At 71.1% G+C, this 15,677-nt stretch carries 11 protein-coding genes and 1 pseudogene; 3 read left to right on the plus strand and 9 right to left on the minus strand.

Annotated elements, in window-relative coordinates; translation table 11 throughout:
• Positions 1–72 precede the first annotated feature (72 nt).
• Complete coding sequence (locus PV343_RS22100) at positions 73–2,199, minus strand: ATP-binding protein (protein ID WP_319148692.1); 2,127 nt, start codon at positions 2,197–2,199, stop codon at positions 73–75.
• A gap of 289 nt (positions 2,200–2,488) precedes the next feature.
• Between PV343_RS22100 and gabT the strand changes: the two genes are divergently transcribed.
• Together gabT and PV343_RS22115 are read left to right on the plus strand one after the other, a co-directional pair.
• Complete coding sequence (gene gabT / locus PV343_RS22105; protein ID WP_319148693.1) at positions 2,489–3,823, plus strand: 4-aminobutyrate--2-oxoglutarate transaminase; 1,335 nt, start codon at positions 2,489–2,491, stop codon at positions 3,821–3,823.
• A 490-nt stretch (positions 3,824–4,313) separates the two neighbouring features.
• A pseudogene (locus PV343_RS22115) lies at positions 4,314–4,952 on the plus strand (phosphatase PAP2 family protein); the annotation flags it as partial.
• Here the strand turns inward: PV343_RS22115 and PV343_RS22120 are convergent.
• The 8 genes from PV343_RS22120 to PV343_RS22155 all read right to left on the minus strand — a co-directional run bounded on the left by PV343_RS22120 (position 4,894) and on the right by PV343_RS22155 (position 14,590).
• On the minus strand, positions 4,894–6,717 hold the full coding sequence (locus tag PV343_RS22120; RefSeq protein WP_319148694.1) for a glycoside hydrolase family 18 protein: 1,824 nt from the start codon (positions 6,715–6,717) through the stop codon (positions 4,894–4,896). The pseudogene PV343_RS22115 and the gene PV343_RS22120 sit on opposite strands and share 59 nt — an antisense overlap.
• An 85-nt stretch (positions 6,718–6,802) precedes the next feature.
• Positions 6,803–7,312, minus strand: a complete 510-nt coding sequence (locus tag PV343_RS22125) for a hypothetical protein (RefSeq protein WP_319148695.1) — start codon at positions 7,310–7,312, stop codon at positions 6,803–6,805.
• Between the two features lie 102 nt (positions 7,313–7,414).
• Positions 7,415–8,845: an NAD(P)/FAD-dependent oxidoreductase gene (locus tag PV343_RS22130; RefSeq protein WP_319148696.1), complete on the minus strand. Its 1,431-nt coding sequence runs from the start codon at positions 8,843–8,845 to the stop codon at positions 7,415–7,417.
• Between the two features lie 22 nt (positions 8,846–8,867).
• The gene (locus PV343_RS22135) at positions 8,868–9,668 is read right to left on the minus strand and encodes an ABC transporter permease (RefSeq protein ID WP_319148697.1); all 801 of its coding nucleotides are present in this window, start codon (positions 9,666–9,668) and stop codon (positions 8,868–8,870) included.
• Positions 9,669–10,598 carry an ABC transporter permease gene (locus tag PV343_RS22140; RefSeq protein ID WP_319148698.1) on the minus strand — a complete coding sequence of 310 codons (930 nt, stop codon included), beginning with the start codon at positions 10,596–10,598 and terminating at the stop codon, positions 9,669–9,671.
• 2 nt (positions 10,599–10,600) lie between these two features.
• Positions 10,601–11,764 (minus strand): ABC transporter ATP-binding protein, encoded by a 1,164-nt coding sequence (locus tag PV343_RS22145; protein WP_319148699.1) that lies wholly within the window; start codon positions 11,762–11,764, stop codon positions 10,601–10,603.
• Positions 11,761–13,008, minus strand: a complete 1,248-nt coding sequence (locus PV343_RS22150) for an ABC transporter substrate-binding protein (protein WP_319148700.1) — start codon at positions 13,006–13,008, stop codon at positions 11,761–11,763. The genes PV343_RS22145 and PV343_RS22150 overlap by 4 nt, the downstream gene beginning before the upstream one ends.
• A 52-nt stretch (positions 13,009–13,060) precedes the next feature.
• Positions 13,061–14,590, minus strand: a complete 1,530-nt coding sequence (locus PV343_RS22155; RefSeq protein ID WP_319148701.1) for a gamma-aminobutyraldehyde dehydrogenase — start codon at positions 14,588–14,590, stop codon at positions 13,061–13,063.
• Positions 14,591–14,799: 209 nt separating this feature from the next.
• Here PV343_RS22155 and PV343_RS22160 point away from each other — a divergent pair, with 209 nt between their 5' ends.
• Positions 14,800–15,357 (plus strand): NADAR family protein, encoded by a 558-nt coding sequence (locus tag PV343_RS22160; RefSeq protein ID WP_319148702.1) that lies wholly within the window; start codon positions 14,800–14,802, stop codon positions 15,355–15,357.
• Positions 15,358–15,677 lie beyond the last annotated feature (320 nt).

A 15,677-nucleotide genomic window follows, 5' to 3' on the forward strand; every position in this document is an offset into this window, starting at 1 on the left:
TGCCGATTCTGCCTCACCGTACGGTCACCCGCTGACGCTATGGACATACCGGAGACGACGGCGCCGGGCGCCTCAGCCCCGCAGGTCCACCAGCAGGGGCGGCGCGTGCTCGCCCTGCACCGTGGTCAGCGACAGCACCGCGTGGCCCGGCGGCACCTCGTGCGCCAGCTCGGAGGCCGACCAGCGCTCCCGCTCGACCTGGCGGACGGTGACGGCGCGGGCGGTGGGGGCCTGTCCGGTGATGACCCGGCGCAGCATGTGCACGGCCTTGCCGGCCGGGGTCTCGGCGATGATCTGCCGGTCGGTGACGTCCCGGGTCTCGGTCCACTCCTTGCCCCACACCTCGGCGAAGTCCTGGCCGTCCCAGGGGGTCAGCCCGGCCAGGGCCATCCGGCAGCCGGTGGCGCCGAGCAGCGGTCCGCGCAGCGGCCGGGGGGCGTCGTCCAGGGTGCGCAGAGTCAGCACGACCCCGGCGTTCGCGGAGCGCAGCCGCTGGATGCCGCGCACCGCCTCCGGGGTGACCACGCCGGAGGCGTCGTCCAGCAGCAGGCAGGCGAACAGCGACCGGTCCTCCCGGACCGTGACGCTGGCCGTGAACTGGGCGAGCACCAGCCGGGCCAGGATCCGGGAGGCGTCGGCGTGCCCGCGCTGGGGCAGGTCGATGCGGACGCGCACCGGGTGGTCGAGGGCCTTGAGCGAGAACGGCCGGGACTGCCCCGAGGTGTCGAAGAAGCCGGCGAAGGCGGGCCGGTCGAGCAGCGCGATGCGGTCGGCCAGCACCGCGCCGACGTCGCCGGGGTGGGCCATCTGCCGCTCGCGGGCGTCGAGTTCCCTGAGCAGCGCCTCCTGCCGGGTGTCGGTGAGCGCCTCGCGGAGCGCGGCCAGCGGGCCCGGCGTGCCGTCGAGGAGCTGCCGCAGCTCGGGGACGGAGGGGAACCGGTCGTGGACGGCGCGGAAGGGCCCGAGGAGCTGGGCCAGGACGGTGGTGGAGCGGCGGCTGTCGCCGCCGGGGTGCGGGTCGGCGAGGTCGCCGACGAGGGCCTCGGCGAGTATGGCGGCGGCCTCGTCCGGGTCGGTGGTGCCGCCGTACAGGTCGAGGTCGTGGACGGAGTCGGGGTGCCCGACGCGCACCACGACGTCGTACGCCTCGGCCGGACCGAGCCCCGCGCCGGCCGCGCCGACGGCCACGACGGCGGCCTTCCCGGTGAGGGCGTGCAGGCACAGCGACTCGGCGAGCGGCCGGACGACCGCGCCGGTCTTCCCGGACCCGGCCGGGCCGACGGCGAGCAGCGAGGTGCCGAGCAGTTCGGGGCCGAGGGCGAGGCCGGCCCCGCGGTACTGGTAGGGGTTGCGGGTGTCGTCGGCGGTGGTGCCGAGGCGCACCTGGCCGGTGAGCAGGTCGTGGCGGGCGTGCCGGGCGGGCAGGTCGCGCTCGCCCGAGGGGTGCGGGCAGGCGGCCGAGCCGTCCTGCAGCACGGCGCCGGTGAAGGAGGCGAGGCTGTGCGAGCCCGAGCGCACGCCGTGCCAGGCACGGCTGATCCGGGCATGGTCGACGTCCCGCATGAGCCCGGCCCTGGCCTCGGCGGCGAGGCGCTCGGCGGCCTCGTGGGCGCCGGCCCGGCGCAGCTGGGGCCACTCGGCGGGGTCCTGCTCGGGTGCGGGCGGCGGCGGGGCAGCGGGCGTGGCCGGGCGCCAGGCGGGCGGGCCGTAGCGACGCCAGACCTCGCCCCAGCGGCCGAGCCGGCCGACGACGAACATGATGGCGAGGGCGATGAGGGTGTAGTACGAGTACCAGAGCAGGGCGTTGCCGACCCGGTCGTTGCCCTGCCGCCAGGAGTCCGGGGTGAACAGCTCCAGCGGCAGCACCCACCAGCCGCCGAGGTAGCCGTTCCACAGCAGGGACCACACCAGCCAGCCGACGAGGAAGGCGATCAGCGCGCCGCTCAGCAACTGCCGGGCCGGGATCCGCTCGGGCTCCTGCCGGGGCCGGGGCCGGTGGCCGAAACGCCAGACGCCCGGCGCCGCCTCGGGCCGGGGTGCCCGCAGCCAGGCCAGGTAGGCCGAGCCGTCGGGTCGGGGCGGTGCCCCGGGCGGCACGGCCGGCATGGGCGGCAGGGCGGTGTTCTCCCGGGGCGCCGCTGGGCGCGGCACAGGATTCGCATGCGTGCCGCGTACGTCCCGCGTGCCGTCGCTGTCCATCGCCCCTGCCCCCTGACCAGCCGTTCCATCCACCATCAGCGAGCCAATCTAACGCCCCGACCAAGGGAGTTCACCGCTTACGCGGCCGTAGGGACGGACCGGTCGGCCGTGCCCGTCACCCAGTGCTATGTCCACCACGGACAACGAATCCTCGCGACAACGCCCACATGGAGCATGCCCACCCTCCGTTCTCGGCCCTAGCCTGCGAAGAAAGAGACAAGCGTCCGAAAAACGCACCGTCCGGAACCCCCGGGAACACCCGGTACGCAAGATCTTCAGGGAGCCCCCCATGACCGCACTTCCGCAGGAGCGCCGCGTCGTCACCGCCATCCCCGGCCCGAAGTCGCAGGAGCTTCAGGCCCGCCGTACCGCCGTGGTCGCCCAGGGCGTGGGCTCCACGCTGCCGGTGTTCGTCACGCGCGCCGGCGGCGGTGTCATCGAGGACGTCGACAGCAACAGCCTGATCGACTTCGGCTCCGGTATCGCGGTGACCTCCGTCGGCGCCTCCGCCGAGGCCGTCGTACGCCGCGCGAGCGCCCAGCTCGCCGACTTCACCCACACCTGTTTCATGGTCACCCCCTACGAGGGCTACGTCGCCGTCGCCGAGGCGCTGGCCGAGCTGACCCCGGGTGACCACGCCAAGAAGTCCGCGCTGTTCAACTCGGGCGCCGAGGCCGTCGAGAACGCGGTCAAGATCGCCCGCGCGTACACCAAGCGCCAGGCGGTCGTCGTGTTCGACCACGGCTACCACGGCCGTACGAACCTCACGATGGCGCTGACCGCGAAGAACATGCCGTACAAGCACGGCTTCGGTCCGTTCGCGCCCGAGGTCTACCGCGTCCCGGTCGCCTACGGCTACCGCTGGCCGACCGGCCCGGAGAACGCGGGCCCCGAGGCCGCCGCCCAGGCCATCGACCAGATCACCAAGCAGGTCGGCCCGGACAACGTGGCCGCGATCATCATCGAGCCGCTGCTCGGTGAGGGCGGCTTCATCGAGCCCGCCAAGGGCTTCCTGCCGGCGATCCGCCAGTTCGCCGCGGACAACGGCATCGTCTTCGTCGCCGACGAGATCCAGTCCGGCTTCTGCCGCACCGGCCAGTGGTTCGCGTGCGAGGACGAGGGGATCGTCCCGGACCTGATCACGACCGCGAAGGGCATCGCCGGCGGTCTGCCGCTGGCCGCGGTCACCGGCCGCGCCGAGATCATGGACGCCGCGCACGCGGGCGGCCTCGGCGGCACCTACGGCGGCAACCCGGTCGCCTGCGCCGGTGCGCTCGGCGCCATCGAGACGATGAAGGAGCTGGACCTCAACGCCAGGGCGAAGAACATCGAGGCGATCATGAAGTCCCGCCTCGGCGCCATGGCCGAGAAGTTCGACGTCATCGGCGACATCCGCGGCCGCGGCGCCATGATCGCCATCGAGCTGGTCAAGGACCGCGGCACCAAGGCGCCGAACCCGGAGGCCACCGCCGCCCTCGCCAAGGCGTGCCACCAGGAGGGCCTGCTCGTCCTCACCTGTGGCACCTACGGCAACGTGCTGCGTTTCCTGCCGCCGCTGGTCATCGGCGACGACCTGCTCAACGAGGGCCTGGACATCATCGAGCAGGCGTTCTCGCGCATCTGAGCGAGGGATACGCACCTCTGTCGGGCGCCTGCGGCAGCCGTGTGAAGAAGGTGTGCGGGGTGGATGGCGGGACGCGATTCCGTCTGCCCAAGCACCTCGGGCTGCCGTAGGTTCTACCCAGATGAGAGATACACCCCGCCCACAGGGGACTGTGGGCGATTTCAGGCCGGGGCCTCCCCAGCTTCGACCTGGTCGTGCCCTCGCGCACACAACCGGGGCCTGAGGGCTCCGGGATCTCCTCACCGATCGGACGGTCGCCGCCCCAAACCCCCCGGGGCGAGCGACGTTCCGGTCCGGACGGCCGCCCCGTAACCACCCCCCCTGTTCCGGGGCGGCCGACCTCCTTCTTCCTCTTTCCGGGCATTTCCGGGCACGAAGCTCCGCGGCTGTCAGACTGTGCACCGTGTCGAGCTCGCAGAATCCGGACCCGGGACACGGGCCGACGGCCCAGGACGACAGGCCCCCCGCCGCACAGCGGCCGGTCTCCGTCCTGCTTCTCCTCCCCGGCCTGGCGGCCGCCCTGTTCGCGCTGATCACCTGGCAGGTCGTGGCCGGCGGCCCGCTGCTGCGGGCGGACGAACAGTTCAGCCGCGCGCTGCTCCACCCGGACCGGTTCTCCGCCGGCCTGTCCGACCTCGGCAACGTCGAGGTCGCCGTGCCGGTGCTCGTGGCCGCCCTGGCCTGGTCGGCGTGGCGCGGCCGGGCCGCCGGTGCGGGCCTGTGGTGGCTGCCGCCGCTCGCCGCCGCCGTGCTGATGGCGCTGGTCCCGGCGGTGGTCGTACCGCTGAAGGAGTGGACCGCACGCGCGGGGACCCCGGTGGTGCCGCCGGGGGTCGGCTACTTCCCGTCCGGCCACACGGCCACGGCGGCGACGGCGTACGGCTCGGCGACCCTGCTGCTCCTGCCCTGGCTCCGCTCCCCCGCCGCCCGCCGCGCCCTGGTCGGTCTGTGCGCGGCCCTCGTCCTCGGGGTGTCCTTCGGCCTGGTCCGGCGCGGCTGGCACTGGCCGCTGGACGTGGTGGCCAGCTGGTGCCTGAGCACCGTGCTGCTGACCACCCTGTCCCTCGTGCTCAGCCGAAGTAGGCGTCGAAGTTCTTCTCGAACTCCCAGTTCGCGTACCGGTCCCAGTTCACCGACCACGTCATCAGCCCCCGCAGGGCGGGCCAGGTCCCATGGGTCGCGTACAAGCCGCAGTTCGTCCGCTTCGTCAGGCAGTCCAGGGTCTTGGTGACCTCGGCCGGGGAGACGTAGCCGTTGCCCGCGTTCGTCGACGCCGGCATGCCGATCGCCACCTGGTCCGGGCGCAGCGGCGGGAAGACGTTGTTCGCGTCGCCCGCCACGGGGAAGCCGGTGAGCAGCATGTCGGTCATGGCGATGTGGAAGTCGGCGCCGCCCATGGAGTGGTACTGGTTGTCCAGGCCCATGATGGGCCCCGAGTTGTAGTCCTGGACGTGCAGCAGGGTCAGGTCGTCCCGCAGGGCGTGGATGACCGGGAGGTAGGCGCCGCAGCGCGGGTCCTGTCCGCCCCACTTGCCGGTGCCGTAGAACTGGTAGCCGTTCTGCACGAAGAACGTCTCCGGGGCCATCGTCAGCACGAACTTGGTGCCGTACCTGGCCTTCAGGGTCTTCAGGGCCGAGATCAGGTTCACGATCACGGGCGTGGTGGGGTTCCTGAAGTCCGTGTCGTTCGCGTTCAGGGACAGCGAGTGGCCCTCGAAGTCGATGTCGAGGCCGTCGAGGCCGTAGTCGTCGATGATCTTCGAGACGGAGCTGACGAAGGTGTCCCGCGCGGCCGTGGTGGTCAGTTGCACCTGGCCGTTCTGGCCGCCGATCGAGATGAGCACCTTCTTGCCGGCCGCCTGTTTGGCCTTGATCGCCGCCTTGAAGTCGGCGTCGCTCTCGACGTTCGGGCACTCGGTGACCGGGCAGCGGTTGAAGCGGATGTCTCCGGAGGTGACCGAGGTGGGCTCACCGAAGGCGAGGTCGATGACGTCCCAGCTGTCGGGCACGTCGGCGAGGCGGGTGTAGCCGGAGCCGTTGGCGAAGGTGGTGTGCAGGTAGCCCACGAGGGCGTGGGCGGGCAGGCCGGGCGACCCGCCGCCGGTGCCGGCCGAGGTGGTCGCGGTCACGGCGGCCGACTTCGCGGACTCGCCCGCGTCGTTGGTCGCGGTGACCTGGAAGCTGTACGCCGTCGAGGCCGCGAGGCCGGAGACGGTGGCCGAAGTGCCCGTCACCGTCTGCGTCTTGACCCCGTCGCGGTAGACCGCGTAGCCGGTGGCGCCGGTCACCGCCGACCAGGACAGCGCGACCGAGGACGAGGTGACGGTGCCGGTCCCCAGGCCGGTGGGCGGGGCTGGCGGCTGCCCGGTGCTCCCGCCGGGACCGACCAGGGAGACGTCGTCGGCGTAGTAGGCGCCGGTGCCGTACCAGCCGTGCGTGTAGAGGGTCACCTTCGTGGTGGCCGCGCCGGTGGTGAAGGTGGTGGTCAGCTTCTGCCAGTCGGGGGCGGACTGGGTCCAGGTGGAGACGTCGGTGGTGCCGGTGCCGTTCGCGCCGAGGTAGACGTAGGAGCCGCGGACCCAACCGGACAGCGTGTACTGCGCGTTCGGCTGGACGGTCACCGTCTGCGTGCACTGGGCGTTGTCGCTGCCGGCCGGGGTCGCCTGCAGCGCGGCGCTGCCGCCGTGCACAGGTGAGCCGACCGTCTTCCCGGCCGTGCAGGACCAGTTGTCGAGGCCGGACTCGAAGCCGCCGTTGCGGACGAGGTCGGCGTCGGCCGCGACGGCGGCCGACGAGAGCGCGGTGATGCCGGGTACGGCCAGCAGCGCGGCCGTGAGCAGGGCTAGGACGGATCTGGGGCGTCTGGCGCTGCGCGCGGGTCGGGCGCGGTCCACAAGGGCCTCCGGGGTTCGGGGAGTTGGAGGAGCGGAGCGCACACAATTTGGTCCAGACCAATCCTCTTGTCAAGGTGTCCGGGCGCTACCCGTCACCGCCCTCTCGGCCGCCCCGCCCGCCTCCGCTCCGGCCTCCGTCCCTCCCTCCGTCCCGGCCTCTGCTCGGGCCGGCCGCCGCCTCGTGCATCGCCAGTTCCAGCAGCGCCGGGTCGGTCAGCGTGCCCGAGCCGTCCGGCGGGACCAGCCAGCGCACCCCCTGGGTGGCCCGGCCGGGGTGGGGCACCACGATCCAGGTGCCGGGACCCGCGGTCCTGATGCCGGTGCCGAGCCAGCGGGCCGCGGTGCCCGGCGGCACGAAGAAGCCGACCCGGTTGTCGCCGAAGTCGGCGAGCACCGGGCCGGGCCGGTCGAGCACCCGGAACAGCACGTCGAGCGTGGGATAGCCGAGGACGGCCGGCAGGATCAGCACGTCCCAGGCCCGGCCGGCGGGCAGCAGCGCGACCCCGAGGGGGTTGCGCTCCCATTCCCAGCGGCAGGTCTCCGGGTCCGGTGCGACGGATGCCAGCCACTCGACCGCCGTCTTCGCCCCAGTCATGAGAAGGCCTCCCTTTCGCCCGTGGACGCGGTCGCGTCACCAGGGAGAGGGAGGCCTCCGGCCCGCATTACGCGGGTTTCCGCTCTTCTTTCGGGTGAGCCGTCAGCTGTCGAAGCCCAGCCCCAGCCGGTCCATCGTCCGAAGCCACAGATTGCGCCGGCCGCCCTGCTCGTCCGCGCGGGCCAGCGACCACTTGGTCAGGGCGATCCCCGTCCAGGCGAAGGGCTCCGGCGGGAACGGCAGCGGCTTCTTGCGCACCATCTCCAGCTCGGTCCGCTCGGTGCGTTCCCCGGCGAGCAGGTCCAGCATCACGTCCGCGCCGAAGCGCGTCGCGCCGACGCCGAGCCCCGTGTAGCCCGCGGCGTAGGCCACCTTCCCCTGGTGCGCGGTGCCGAAGAACGCCGAGAAGCGGGAGCAGGTGTCGATCGCGCCGCCCCAGGCGTGGGTGAAGCGGACGCCCTCCAGCTGCGGGAAGCAGGTGAAGAAGTGGCCCGCGAGCTTGGCGTACGTCTCCGGCCGGTCGTCGTACTCCGCGCGTACCCGGCCGCCGTAGTGGTGGATCGCGTCGTAGCCGCCCCACAGGATCCGGTTGTCGGCGGACAGCCGGAAGTAGTGGAACTGGTTCGCCGAGTCGCCGAGGCCCTGGCGGTTCTTCCAGCCGATCGCCGCGAGCTGGTCGGCGCTGAGCGGTTCGGTCATCAGCGCGTAGTCGTAGACCGGGACGGTGTACGCGCGCACGCGCCGCAGCAGGCTCGGGAAGATGTTCGTCCCCAGCGCGACCCGGCGGGCCCGGACCGAGCCGTACGGGGTGCGTACGGCCATGCCGGCGCCGTACTGCTTCAGGGTCAGGGCGGGCGTGTGCTCGTAGACCCGCACGCCCAGCCTGACGCACGCCTGCTTCAGACCCCAGGCCAGCTTGGCCGGGTGCAGCATGGCCACGCCGCGCCGGTCCCACAGGCCGGCCTCGAAGGTGGGCGAGTTCACCTGCTCGCGCACCGCGTCGGTGTCCAGGAACTCGACGCCGTCGGCCAGGCCCCTCTCCGTCAGCTCACGGTGCCAGTCGCGCAGCTCCCAGGCCTGGTAGGTCTCGGTGGCGACGTCGATCTCGCCGCTGCGCTCGAACTCGCAGTCGATGTCGTGCCGGGCGACCGCGGCCTCGATCTCGTCGAGGTTGCGCATCCCCAGCTCCTGGAGCTTGAGGATCTCGTCCGGCCACCGGGTGAGGCCGTTGGGCAGGCCGTGCGTGAGGGAGGCGGCGCAGAAGCCGCCGTTGCGGCCGGAGGCGGCCCAGCCCACCTCGCGGCCTTCCAGCAGCACCACATCGCGCTGCGGGTCGCGTTCCTTGGCGTTGAGCGCGGTCCACAGTCCGCTGTAGCCGCCGCCGACCACCAGCAGGTCGCAGGTCTCGGCGCCGGTGAGGGCGGGCTCGGCCTGCGGCTTGCCGGGGTCTTCCAGCCAGTACGGGACCGGCTGGGCTTCGGAAAGAGAGGCGATCCAGTTGTCTTTGCCACGGCTCATGGCGCTCGGGGCCATGATTTCAACTCCCTACGGGGGCTTATGCCTTTTGCTTGTTACGACGGTTGGTGATGAGCATCGAGGTCAGGACGAGCAGCACGGCGACCAGGAACATCGCCGTACCGATGACATTGATCTGGACAGGCGTACCGCGCTGCGCCGAGCCCCACACGAACATGGGGAAGGTGACGGTCGAGCCCGCGTTGAAGTTGGTGATGATGAAGTCGTCGAAGGAGAGCGCGAACGACAGCAGCGCGCCGGCGGCGATACCGGGTGCCGCGATCGGCAGGGTGACCCGCAGGAAGGTCTGTGCGGGCCCCGCGTACAGGTCCCGGGCGGCCTCCTCCAGACGCGGGTCCATCGACATCACGCGCGCCTTGACGGCGACCACCACGAAGCTGAGGCAGAACATGATGTGCGCGATGAGGATCGTGTAGAAGCCGAGCTGAGCACCCATGTTGAGGAACAGGGTGAGCAGCGAGGCCGCCATGACGACCTCGGGCATGGCCATCGGCAGGAAGATCAGCGAGTTCACCGCGGACCGCGCGCGGAAGCGGTAGCGCACCAGCGCGAAGGAGATCATCGTGCCGAGCAGCGTGGCGCCGATGGTCGCCCAGAAGGCGATCTGCAGGCTGATCGACAGCGAACCGCACATGTCGGCGACCCCGCAGGGGTCCTTCCAGGCGTCCGTGGAGAACTGCTGCCACTCGTAGTTGAAGCGCCCCTTCGGCTTGTTGAAGGAGAACACCGTCACGACGACGTTCGGCAGCAGCAGATAGCCGAGGGTGAGCAGTCCCGCGATGACCACGAATTGGCGCTTGAGCCAGTTGACGAAAGGCATTTAGACCAGATCCTCCGTCCCGGCCCGGCGGATGTAGACCGTCACCATGAGCAGGATCGCGGCCATGAGGATGAAGGACAGCGCGGCCGCCGTCGGATAGTCCAGGATGCGCAGGAACTGCGTCTGGATGACGTTGCCGATCATGCGGGTGTCGGTCGAGCCGAGGAGTTCGGCGTTGACGTAGTCACCGGCCGCGGGGATGAAGGTCAGCAGCGTCCCGGAGACCACGCCCGGCATCGAGAGCGGGAAGGTCACCTTGCGGAAGGTGGTCCACGGCTTGGCGTACAGGTCGCCGGCCGCCTCGTGCAGCCGCCCGTCGATCCGCTCCAGCGAGGTGTACAGCGGCAGGATCATGAACGGCAGGAAGTTGTACGTCAGACCGCACACCACGGCGAGCGGCGTGGCGAGGACGCGGTCGCCCGCCGTCCAGCCGAGCCAGTCGGTGAGGTCCAGGACGTGCAGCGTGTTCAGGGCGTGCACGACCGGGCCGTTGTCCGCCAGGATCGTCTTCCAGGCCAGGGTGCGGATCAGGAAGCTGGTGAAGAACGGCGCGATCACCAGGATCATGATCAGGTTGCGCCAGCGGCCCGCGCGGAAGGCGATCAGATAGGCCAGCGGGTAGCCCAGCAGCAGGCACAGCACGGTCGCGCCGGCCGCGTAGGAGACGGAGCGGAGGAACTGCGGCCAGTACGCCGACAGCGCGTTCCAGTAGGTCGCGAAGTGCCAGGTGACCTTGTAGCCGTCCTCCAGGGAGCCCGTCTGCACGGACGTGGACGCCTGGTAGATCATCGGCAGCGCGAAGAAGACGACCAGCCAGAGCAGGCCGGGCAGCAGCAGCCAGTACGGCGTGAACCGGCCCCGCTTGCGCGGCGGCTTCTTGTCGGGCTCGGCCGGAGCCAGGGGCGGGGGCGCCTCGGTGAGGGTCGACATGTCTACGCGGCCTCTTCCTCGACGCTCTCGACACCGGCGTCGATGTCCTGGGCCGCGTCCAGGCCGAAGGTGTGCGCGGGGCTCCAGTGCAGGACGACGTCGGCACCGGGGACGAGCCGTCCGTCGCGCTCGACGTTCTGCACGTAGACCGCGAGCTCGTCGCAGACCGGGCTGTCGATCACGTACTGCGTGGAGACGCCGATGAAGCTCGCGTCGGCGATCTTGCCGGTGAGGCGGTTGCGGCCCTCGGGGACGGAGCCGGCGTCGTCGGCGTGGGTGAGGGAGATCTTCTCCGGGCGGATGCCGACCAGCACCTTCCCGCCGGCCGTCGCCGGGGCGGAACAGCGCGCCTCGGGGAGGACGAGCTTGCCGCCGCCCGCCTTGAGCACGATGTCGTCGCCGTTCTTGGTGTCGACCTCGGCCTCGATCAGGTTCGAGGTGCCGAGGAAGTTCGCGACGAACGTGGTCTGCGGGTTCTCGTACAGGTCGGCGGGCGAGCCGAGCTGCTCGACACGGCCCGCGTTCATCACGGCGACCGTGTCGGCCATGGTCATGGCCTCCTCCTGGTCGTGCGTGACGTGCACGAAGGTGATGCCGACCTCGGTCTGGATGCGCTTGAGCTCCAGCTGCATCTGACGGCGCAGCTTGAGGTCGAGGGCGCCGAGCGGCTCGTCGAGCAGCAGCACCTTCGGGTGGTTGATCAGCGCGCGGGCCACGGCCACACGCTGCTGCTGGCCACCGGAGAGCTGGTGCGGTTTCTTCCGGGCCTGCTCGCCGAGCTGGACCAGGTCCAGAATCTCCTCGACCTGCTTCTTCACGCTCTTGACGCCGCGCCGGCGCAGGCCGAAGGCGACGTTCTCGAAGATGTCGAGGTGCGGGAAGAGGGCGTAGGACTGGAAGACCGTGTTCACCGGCCGCTTGTACGGCGGCAGGTGCGTGACGTCCTGGTCGCCGAGGTGCACGGTGCCGGAGGAAGGTTCCTCCAGACCGGCGATCATGCGCAGGGTGGTCGTCTTGCCGCAGCCCGAGGCGCCGAGCAGGGCGAAGAAGGAGCCCTGCGGCACGATCAGGTCGAGCGGCTGCACGGCGGTGAAGCCGTTGTCGTAGGTCTTGCTGATACCGGAGAGGCGGACGTCGCCGCTGTTGTCTGTCGTCATGGTCGTCACGCCCCTGTGAGCTTCGCGAACTTCTCTTCGTAGGCCGTCTCTTCCTTCTGGCTCAGCGAGCGGAAGGAGTGGGACCTGGCCTGCATGGCCTTGTCGGGGACGATCAGCGGGTTGTTCGCCGCGTCCTGGTCGATCTTCGCAAGGTAGGGCTTCACGCCGTCGACGGGAGTCGCGTAGTTGATGTACGCGGCGAGCGCGGCGGCCTGCTCCGGCTCGTAGTAGAAGTCGATCAGCCGCTCGGCGTTCGTCTTGTGCCGCGCCTTGTTGGGAACCAGCATGTTGTCGCTCGACGTCATGTAGCCGCTGTCCGGGATGACGAAGTCGACGTCCGGGCTGTCGTGCTTGAGCTGGACGATGTCGCCGGCCCAGGCGACACAGGCGGCGATGTCGCCCTTGGTGAGGTCGGACGTGTAGTCGTTGCCGGTGAAGCGGCGGATCTGGCCCTTGTCGACGGCTTTCTGCAGCCGGGCTATCACCGCGTCGAAGTCGTCGTCGGTGAACTTCGCCGGGTCCTTGCCCATGTCGAGGAGCGTCATGCCGATGCTGTCGCGCATCTCCGACAGGAAGGAGACGCGGCCCTTCAGCTTCGGGTTGTCGAGCAGGTCGGAGACCGACTTCACCTCGACGCCGTCGAGCGCCTTCTTGTTGTAGGCGATGACCGTCGGGATGCCCTGCCAGGGGTAGGAGTACGCCCGTCCCGGGTCCCAGTCGGGGTCGCGGAACTGGGACGACAGGTTGGTGTAGGCGTGCGGCAGGTTGGACGGGTCCAGCTTCTGGACCCAGCCGAGGCGGATCAGCCGTGCGGCCAGCCAGTCGGTGAGGACGAGGATGTCGCGGCCGGTGTCCTGGCCCGCGGCGAGCTGCGGCTTGATCTTGCCGAAGAACTCGTTGTTGTCGTTGATGTCCTCGGTGTACTTGACCGCGATGCCGGTCCGCTTCTGGAAGGTCTCCAGGGTGGGGTGGCGCTTCCCGCTGTCGTCGACGTCGATGTACTCGGTCCAGTTGGAGAAGTTCACGACCTTCTCCTGGGCCGAGTGATCCTGGGCGGACGTGCCGCCCTGGGTCTTGCCCGCCGCGGGGATCCCGCAGCCGCTCAGCGCCCCGAGACCGCCGACCGTGAGCGCGCCGCCCGCGGAGGCGCGCAGCAGTGACCGGCGGGTCATCGCCGCCCGGCCGTTGCGCAGGCTGCGCCGCATGGCGGCCAGTTGAGGAGGGGTCAGGCGGTCGGGCTCGTACTGCTCCATGCGCGTGGTGCCCTTTCGGGAGGAATCGGCCATCTCACCGGCCGGATCGTGGCTAACGGTCCCCGAAGACGGTGCGGTGCCAGTCCTTCCTCGCCACCGCCGTGTTGTCGAACATTACGTGCTTGACCTGCGTGTACTCCTCGAATGAGTACGCCGACATGTCCTTGCCGAAGCCGGACGCCTTGTAACCGCCGTGCGGCATCTCGCTGATGATCGGGATGTGGTCGTTGATCCACACACAGCCCGCCTTGATCTCGCGGGTGGCCCGGTTGGCCCGGTAGACGTTGCCGCTCCAGGCGGAGGCGGCGAGGCCGTAGGGCGTGTCGTTGGCCAGCCGGATTCCCTCATCGTCGCTGTCGAACGGCAGGACGACCAGTACCGGACCGAAGATCTCGGACTGGACGATCTCGCTGTCCTGGGCCGCGTCGGCGACCAGGGTCGGCCGGTAGTAGGCGCCGTCCTTGAGGTCGCCCTGCGGGGCCTCGCCGCCGGTGACCACGCGCGCGTAGCCGCGCGCCCGGTCCACGAAGCCGGCGACGCGGTCGCGCTGCGCGTGCGAGATGAGCGGCCCGAGGTCGGTGCCGGCGGCGAACGGGTCGCCCAGCCGTACGGTCTCCATCAGGGCGGCGGTCCGCTCCACGAAGGCGTCGTACAGCGGTCGCTGAACGTACGCGCGCGTGGCGGCCGTGCAGTCCTGGCCGGTGTTGATCAGCGAGCCCGCGACCGCGCCGTGCACGGCGGCCTCCAGGTCCGCGTCGTCGAAGACGACGAAGGGCGCCTTGCCGCCCAGCTCCAGGTGGAGGCGCTTGACGGTCGCGGTGGCGATCTCGGCGACCCGCTTGCCGACGGCGGTGGACCCGGTGAAGGAGGTCATGGCCACGTCGGGGTGCCCGACGAGGCGCTCGCCCGCCTCCCGGCCGGTCCCGGTGACGATGTTGACGACACCGTCGGGGATGCCCGCGTCGGTGGCGGCCTGGGCGAACAGCAGCGAGGTCAGGGGGGTCAGCTCGGCGGGCTTGAGCACGATGGTGTTGCCCGCCGCGATCGCCGGGAGGATCTTCCAGGCGGCCATCTGGAGCGGGTAGTTCCAGGGCGCGATCGAGCCCACGACACCGATCGGCTCGCGCCGCACGTACGAGGTGTGGTCGCCCGAGTACTCGCCGGCGGACTGGCCCTGCAGGTGCCGGGCGGCGCCGGCGAAGAAGGCGGTGTTGTCGATGGTCCCGGGGACGTCGAACTCGCGGGTGAGCTTCAGCGGCTTGCCGCACTGCAGCGACTCGGCGCGGGCGAACTCCTCGGCGCGGTCGGCGAGCACGGCGGCGAACCGGTGCAGGGCGTCCGAGCGCTCGCCCGGGGTGGCGGAGGCCCAGCCCGGGAACGCCTCGCGCGCGGCGGCCACGGCCGCGTCGACGTCGTCCGTGCCGGCCAGTTCGTAGGTGTACACCTCCTCGCCGGTCGAGGGGTCGACCACGGCGTGGGTGCGGCCCGAGGTGCCCTTGGTGAGTCGGCCCGCGATGAACTGCGCACCGTCCGCGAGGCGCCCCTGCGCGTCGAATCGTTCCGGGATGCCCGGGTTGTGCATGTCGCTCTCCTCCGCCGTTTCGCCCCGTCCCGGGGGTGGGTGGCGTAGCTCCAGCTCGATTTGAGTGCCGATCCTGACAGAGCAAGTGCACTCCAACAAGTGATTCCGTTGTTGCCTTTTGGTTACGCGACGGAATCTGTCGACCAGGTGTCGAGTCGGCGCGGAAAAGGGCGGACGGAGTGTCCGTGGTGCGTGCCACACTCGCGTGCATGGGGAAGATCGACGGGGTGGAGGCCCTGCTCAGCGAGGTCCGGGCGGGTGCCCGCATCAAGTATCTGCACTTCTGGGGCCACCGGCCGCGCCCGGACGGCCGCGTCGGCGCGAGCTGCCTGAGCCAGTGGTGGCCGTCACCCTTCGTGGTCGACGGGGTCGAGTACGTGACGGCCGAGCACTGGATGATGGCCGGCAAGGCGCGGCTCTTCGGGGACGCGGAGGCGGAGCGCCGGATCCTGGCGGCCGCGCACCCCGCCGAGGCGAAGAAGGCGGGCCGGCTGGTCCGCGGGTTCGACGAGGCCGTCTGGCGGCGGGAGCGCTTCCGCATCGTCGTGGAGGGCAGCGTGCACAAGTTCGCCTCGGACGACGAGCTCCGCATGTTCCTGCTGAACACCGGCGACCGCGTCCTGGTCGAGGCGAGCCCCGTGGACCGCGTCTGGGGCATCGGCCTCGCGGCCGACGACGAGGCGGCCTCGGACCCGGAACGCTGGCGCGGCCCGAACCTGTTGGGCTTCGCCCTGATGGAGGCACGGGAGAGGCTGGCGGGGGCGTAAGGGTCTGAGACCGGGAGGAGAGGCGGGGCTCGTAGGGAACCGCCTGGCAGCGGGCGGCGCGTGGGCTGTGTGTGAGGGGTAGGACCGTCCGGCACGACTGACGGGCGTCTGGTCCGTGGTCCGGGGGCTGTGCGGGGGGGGCAGGCCCCGTCCAGCGCGGCTGACACGCGGACGGTTCGGCGGCTGCGCCCGCGGCGCCTCAGGCTGAGGGGTAGGGCATGTCCGGGGCGGCCGGCGGGGCCTCCGGCCGAGACGGCCGCCGGGAGGTGGCTGCGGGGTTGGAGCATCGCGGGCGACACGGCGAGCGGCCGCCGACGCGG

Source organism: Streptomyces sp. WI03-4A, assembly GCF_033792105.1.
GTDB lineage: Bacteria > Actinomycetota > Actinomycetes > Streptomycetales > Streptomycetaceae > Streptomyces > Streptomyces collinus_A.

Excerpts from the sequence above, each read along its gene's own strand:
- PV343_RS22100 (WP_319148692.1), bottom strand. The coding sequence starts at position 2,199 with ATGGACAGCGACGGCACGCGGGACGTACGCGGCACGCATGCGAATCCT.
- gabT (WP_319148693.1), top strand. The coding sequence starts at position 2,489 with ATGACCGCACTTCCGCAGGAGCGCCGCGTCGTCACCGCCATCCCCGGC.
- PV343_RS22125 (WP_319148695.1), bottom strand. The coding sequence starts at position 7,312 with ATGACTGGGGCGAAGACGGCGGTCGAGTGGCTGGCATCCGTCGCACCG.
- PV343_RS22130 (WP_319148696.1), bottom strand. The coding sequence starts at position 8,845 with ATGGCCCCGAGCGCCATGAGCCGTGGCAAAGACAACTGGATCGCCTCT.
- PV343_RS22135 (WP_319148697.1), bottom strand. The coding sequence starts at position 9,668 with ATGCCTTTCGTCAACTGGCTCAAGCGCCAATTCGTGGTCATCGCGGGA.
- PV343_RS22140 (WP_319148698.1), bottom strand. The coding sequence starts at position 10,598 with ATGTCGACCCTCACCGAGGCGCCCCCGCCCCTGGCTCCGGCCGAGCCC.
- PV343_RS22150 (WP_319148700.1), bottom strand. The coding sequence starts at position 13,008 with ATGGAGCAGTACGAGCCCGACCGCCTGACCCCTCCTCAACTGGCCGCC.
- PV343_RS22155 (WP_319148701.1), bottom strand. The coding sequence starts at position 14,590 with ATGCACAACCCGGGCATCCCGGAACGATTCGACGCGCAGGGGCGCCTC.
- PV343_RS22160 (WP_319148702.1), top strand. The coding sequence starts at position 14,800 with ATGGGGAAGATCGACGGGGTGGAGGCCCTGCTCAGCGAGGTCCGGGCG.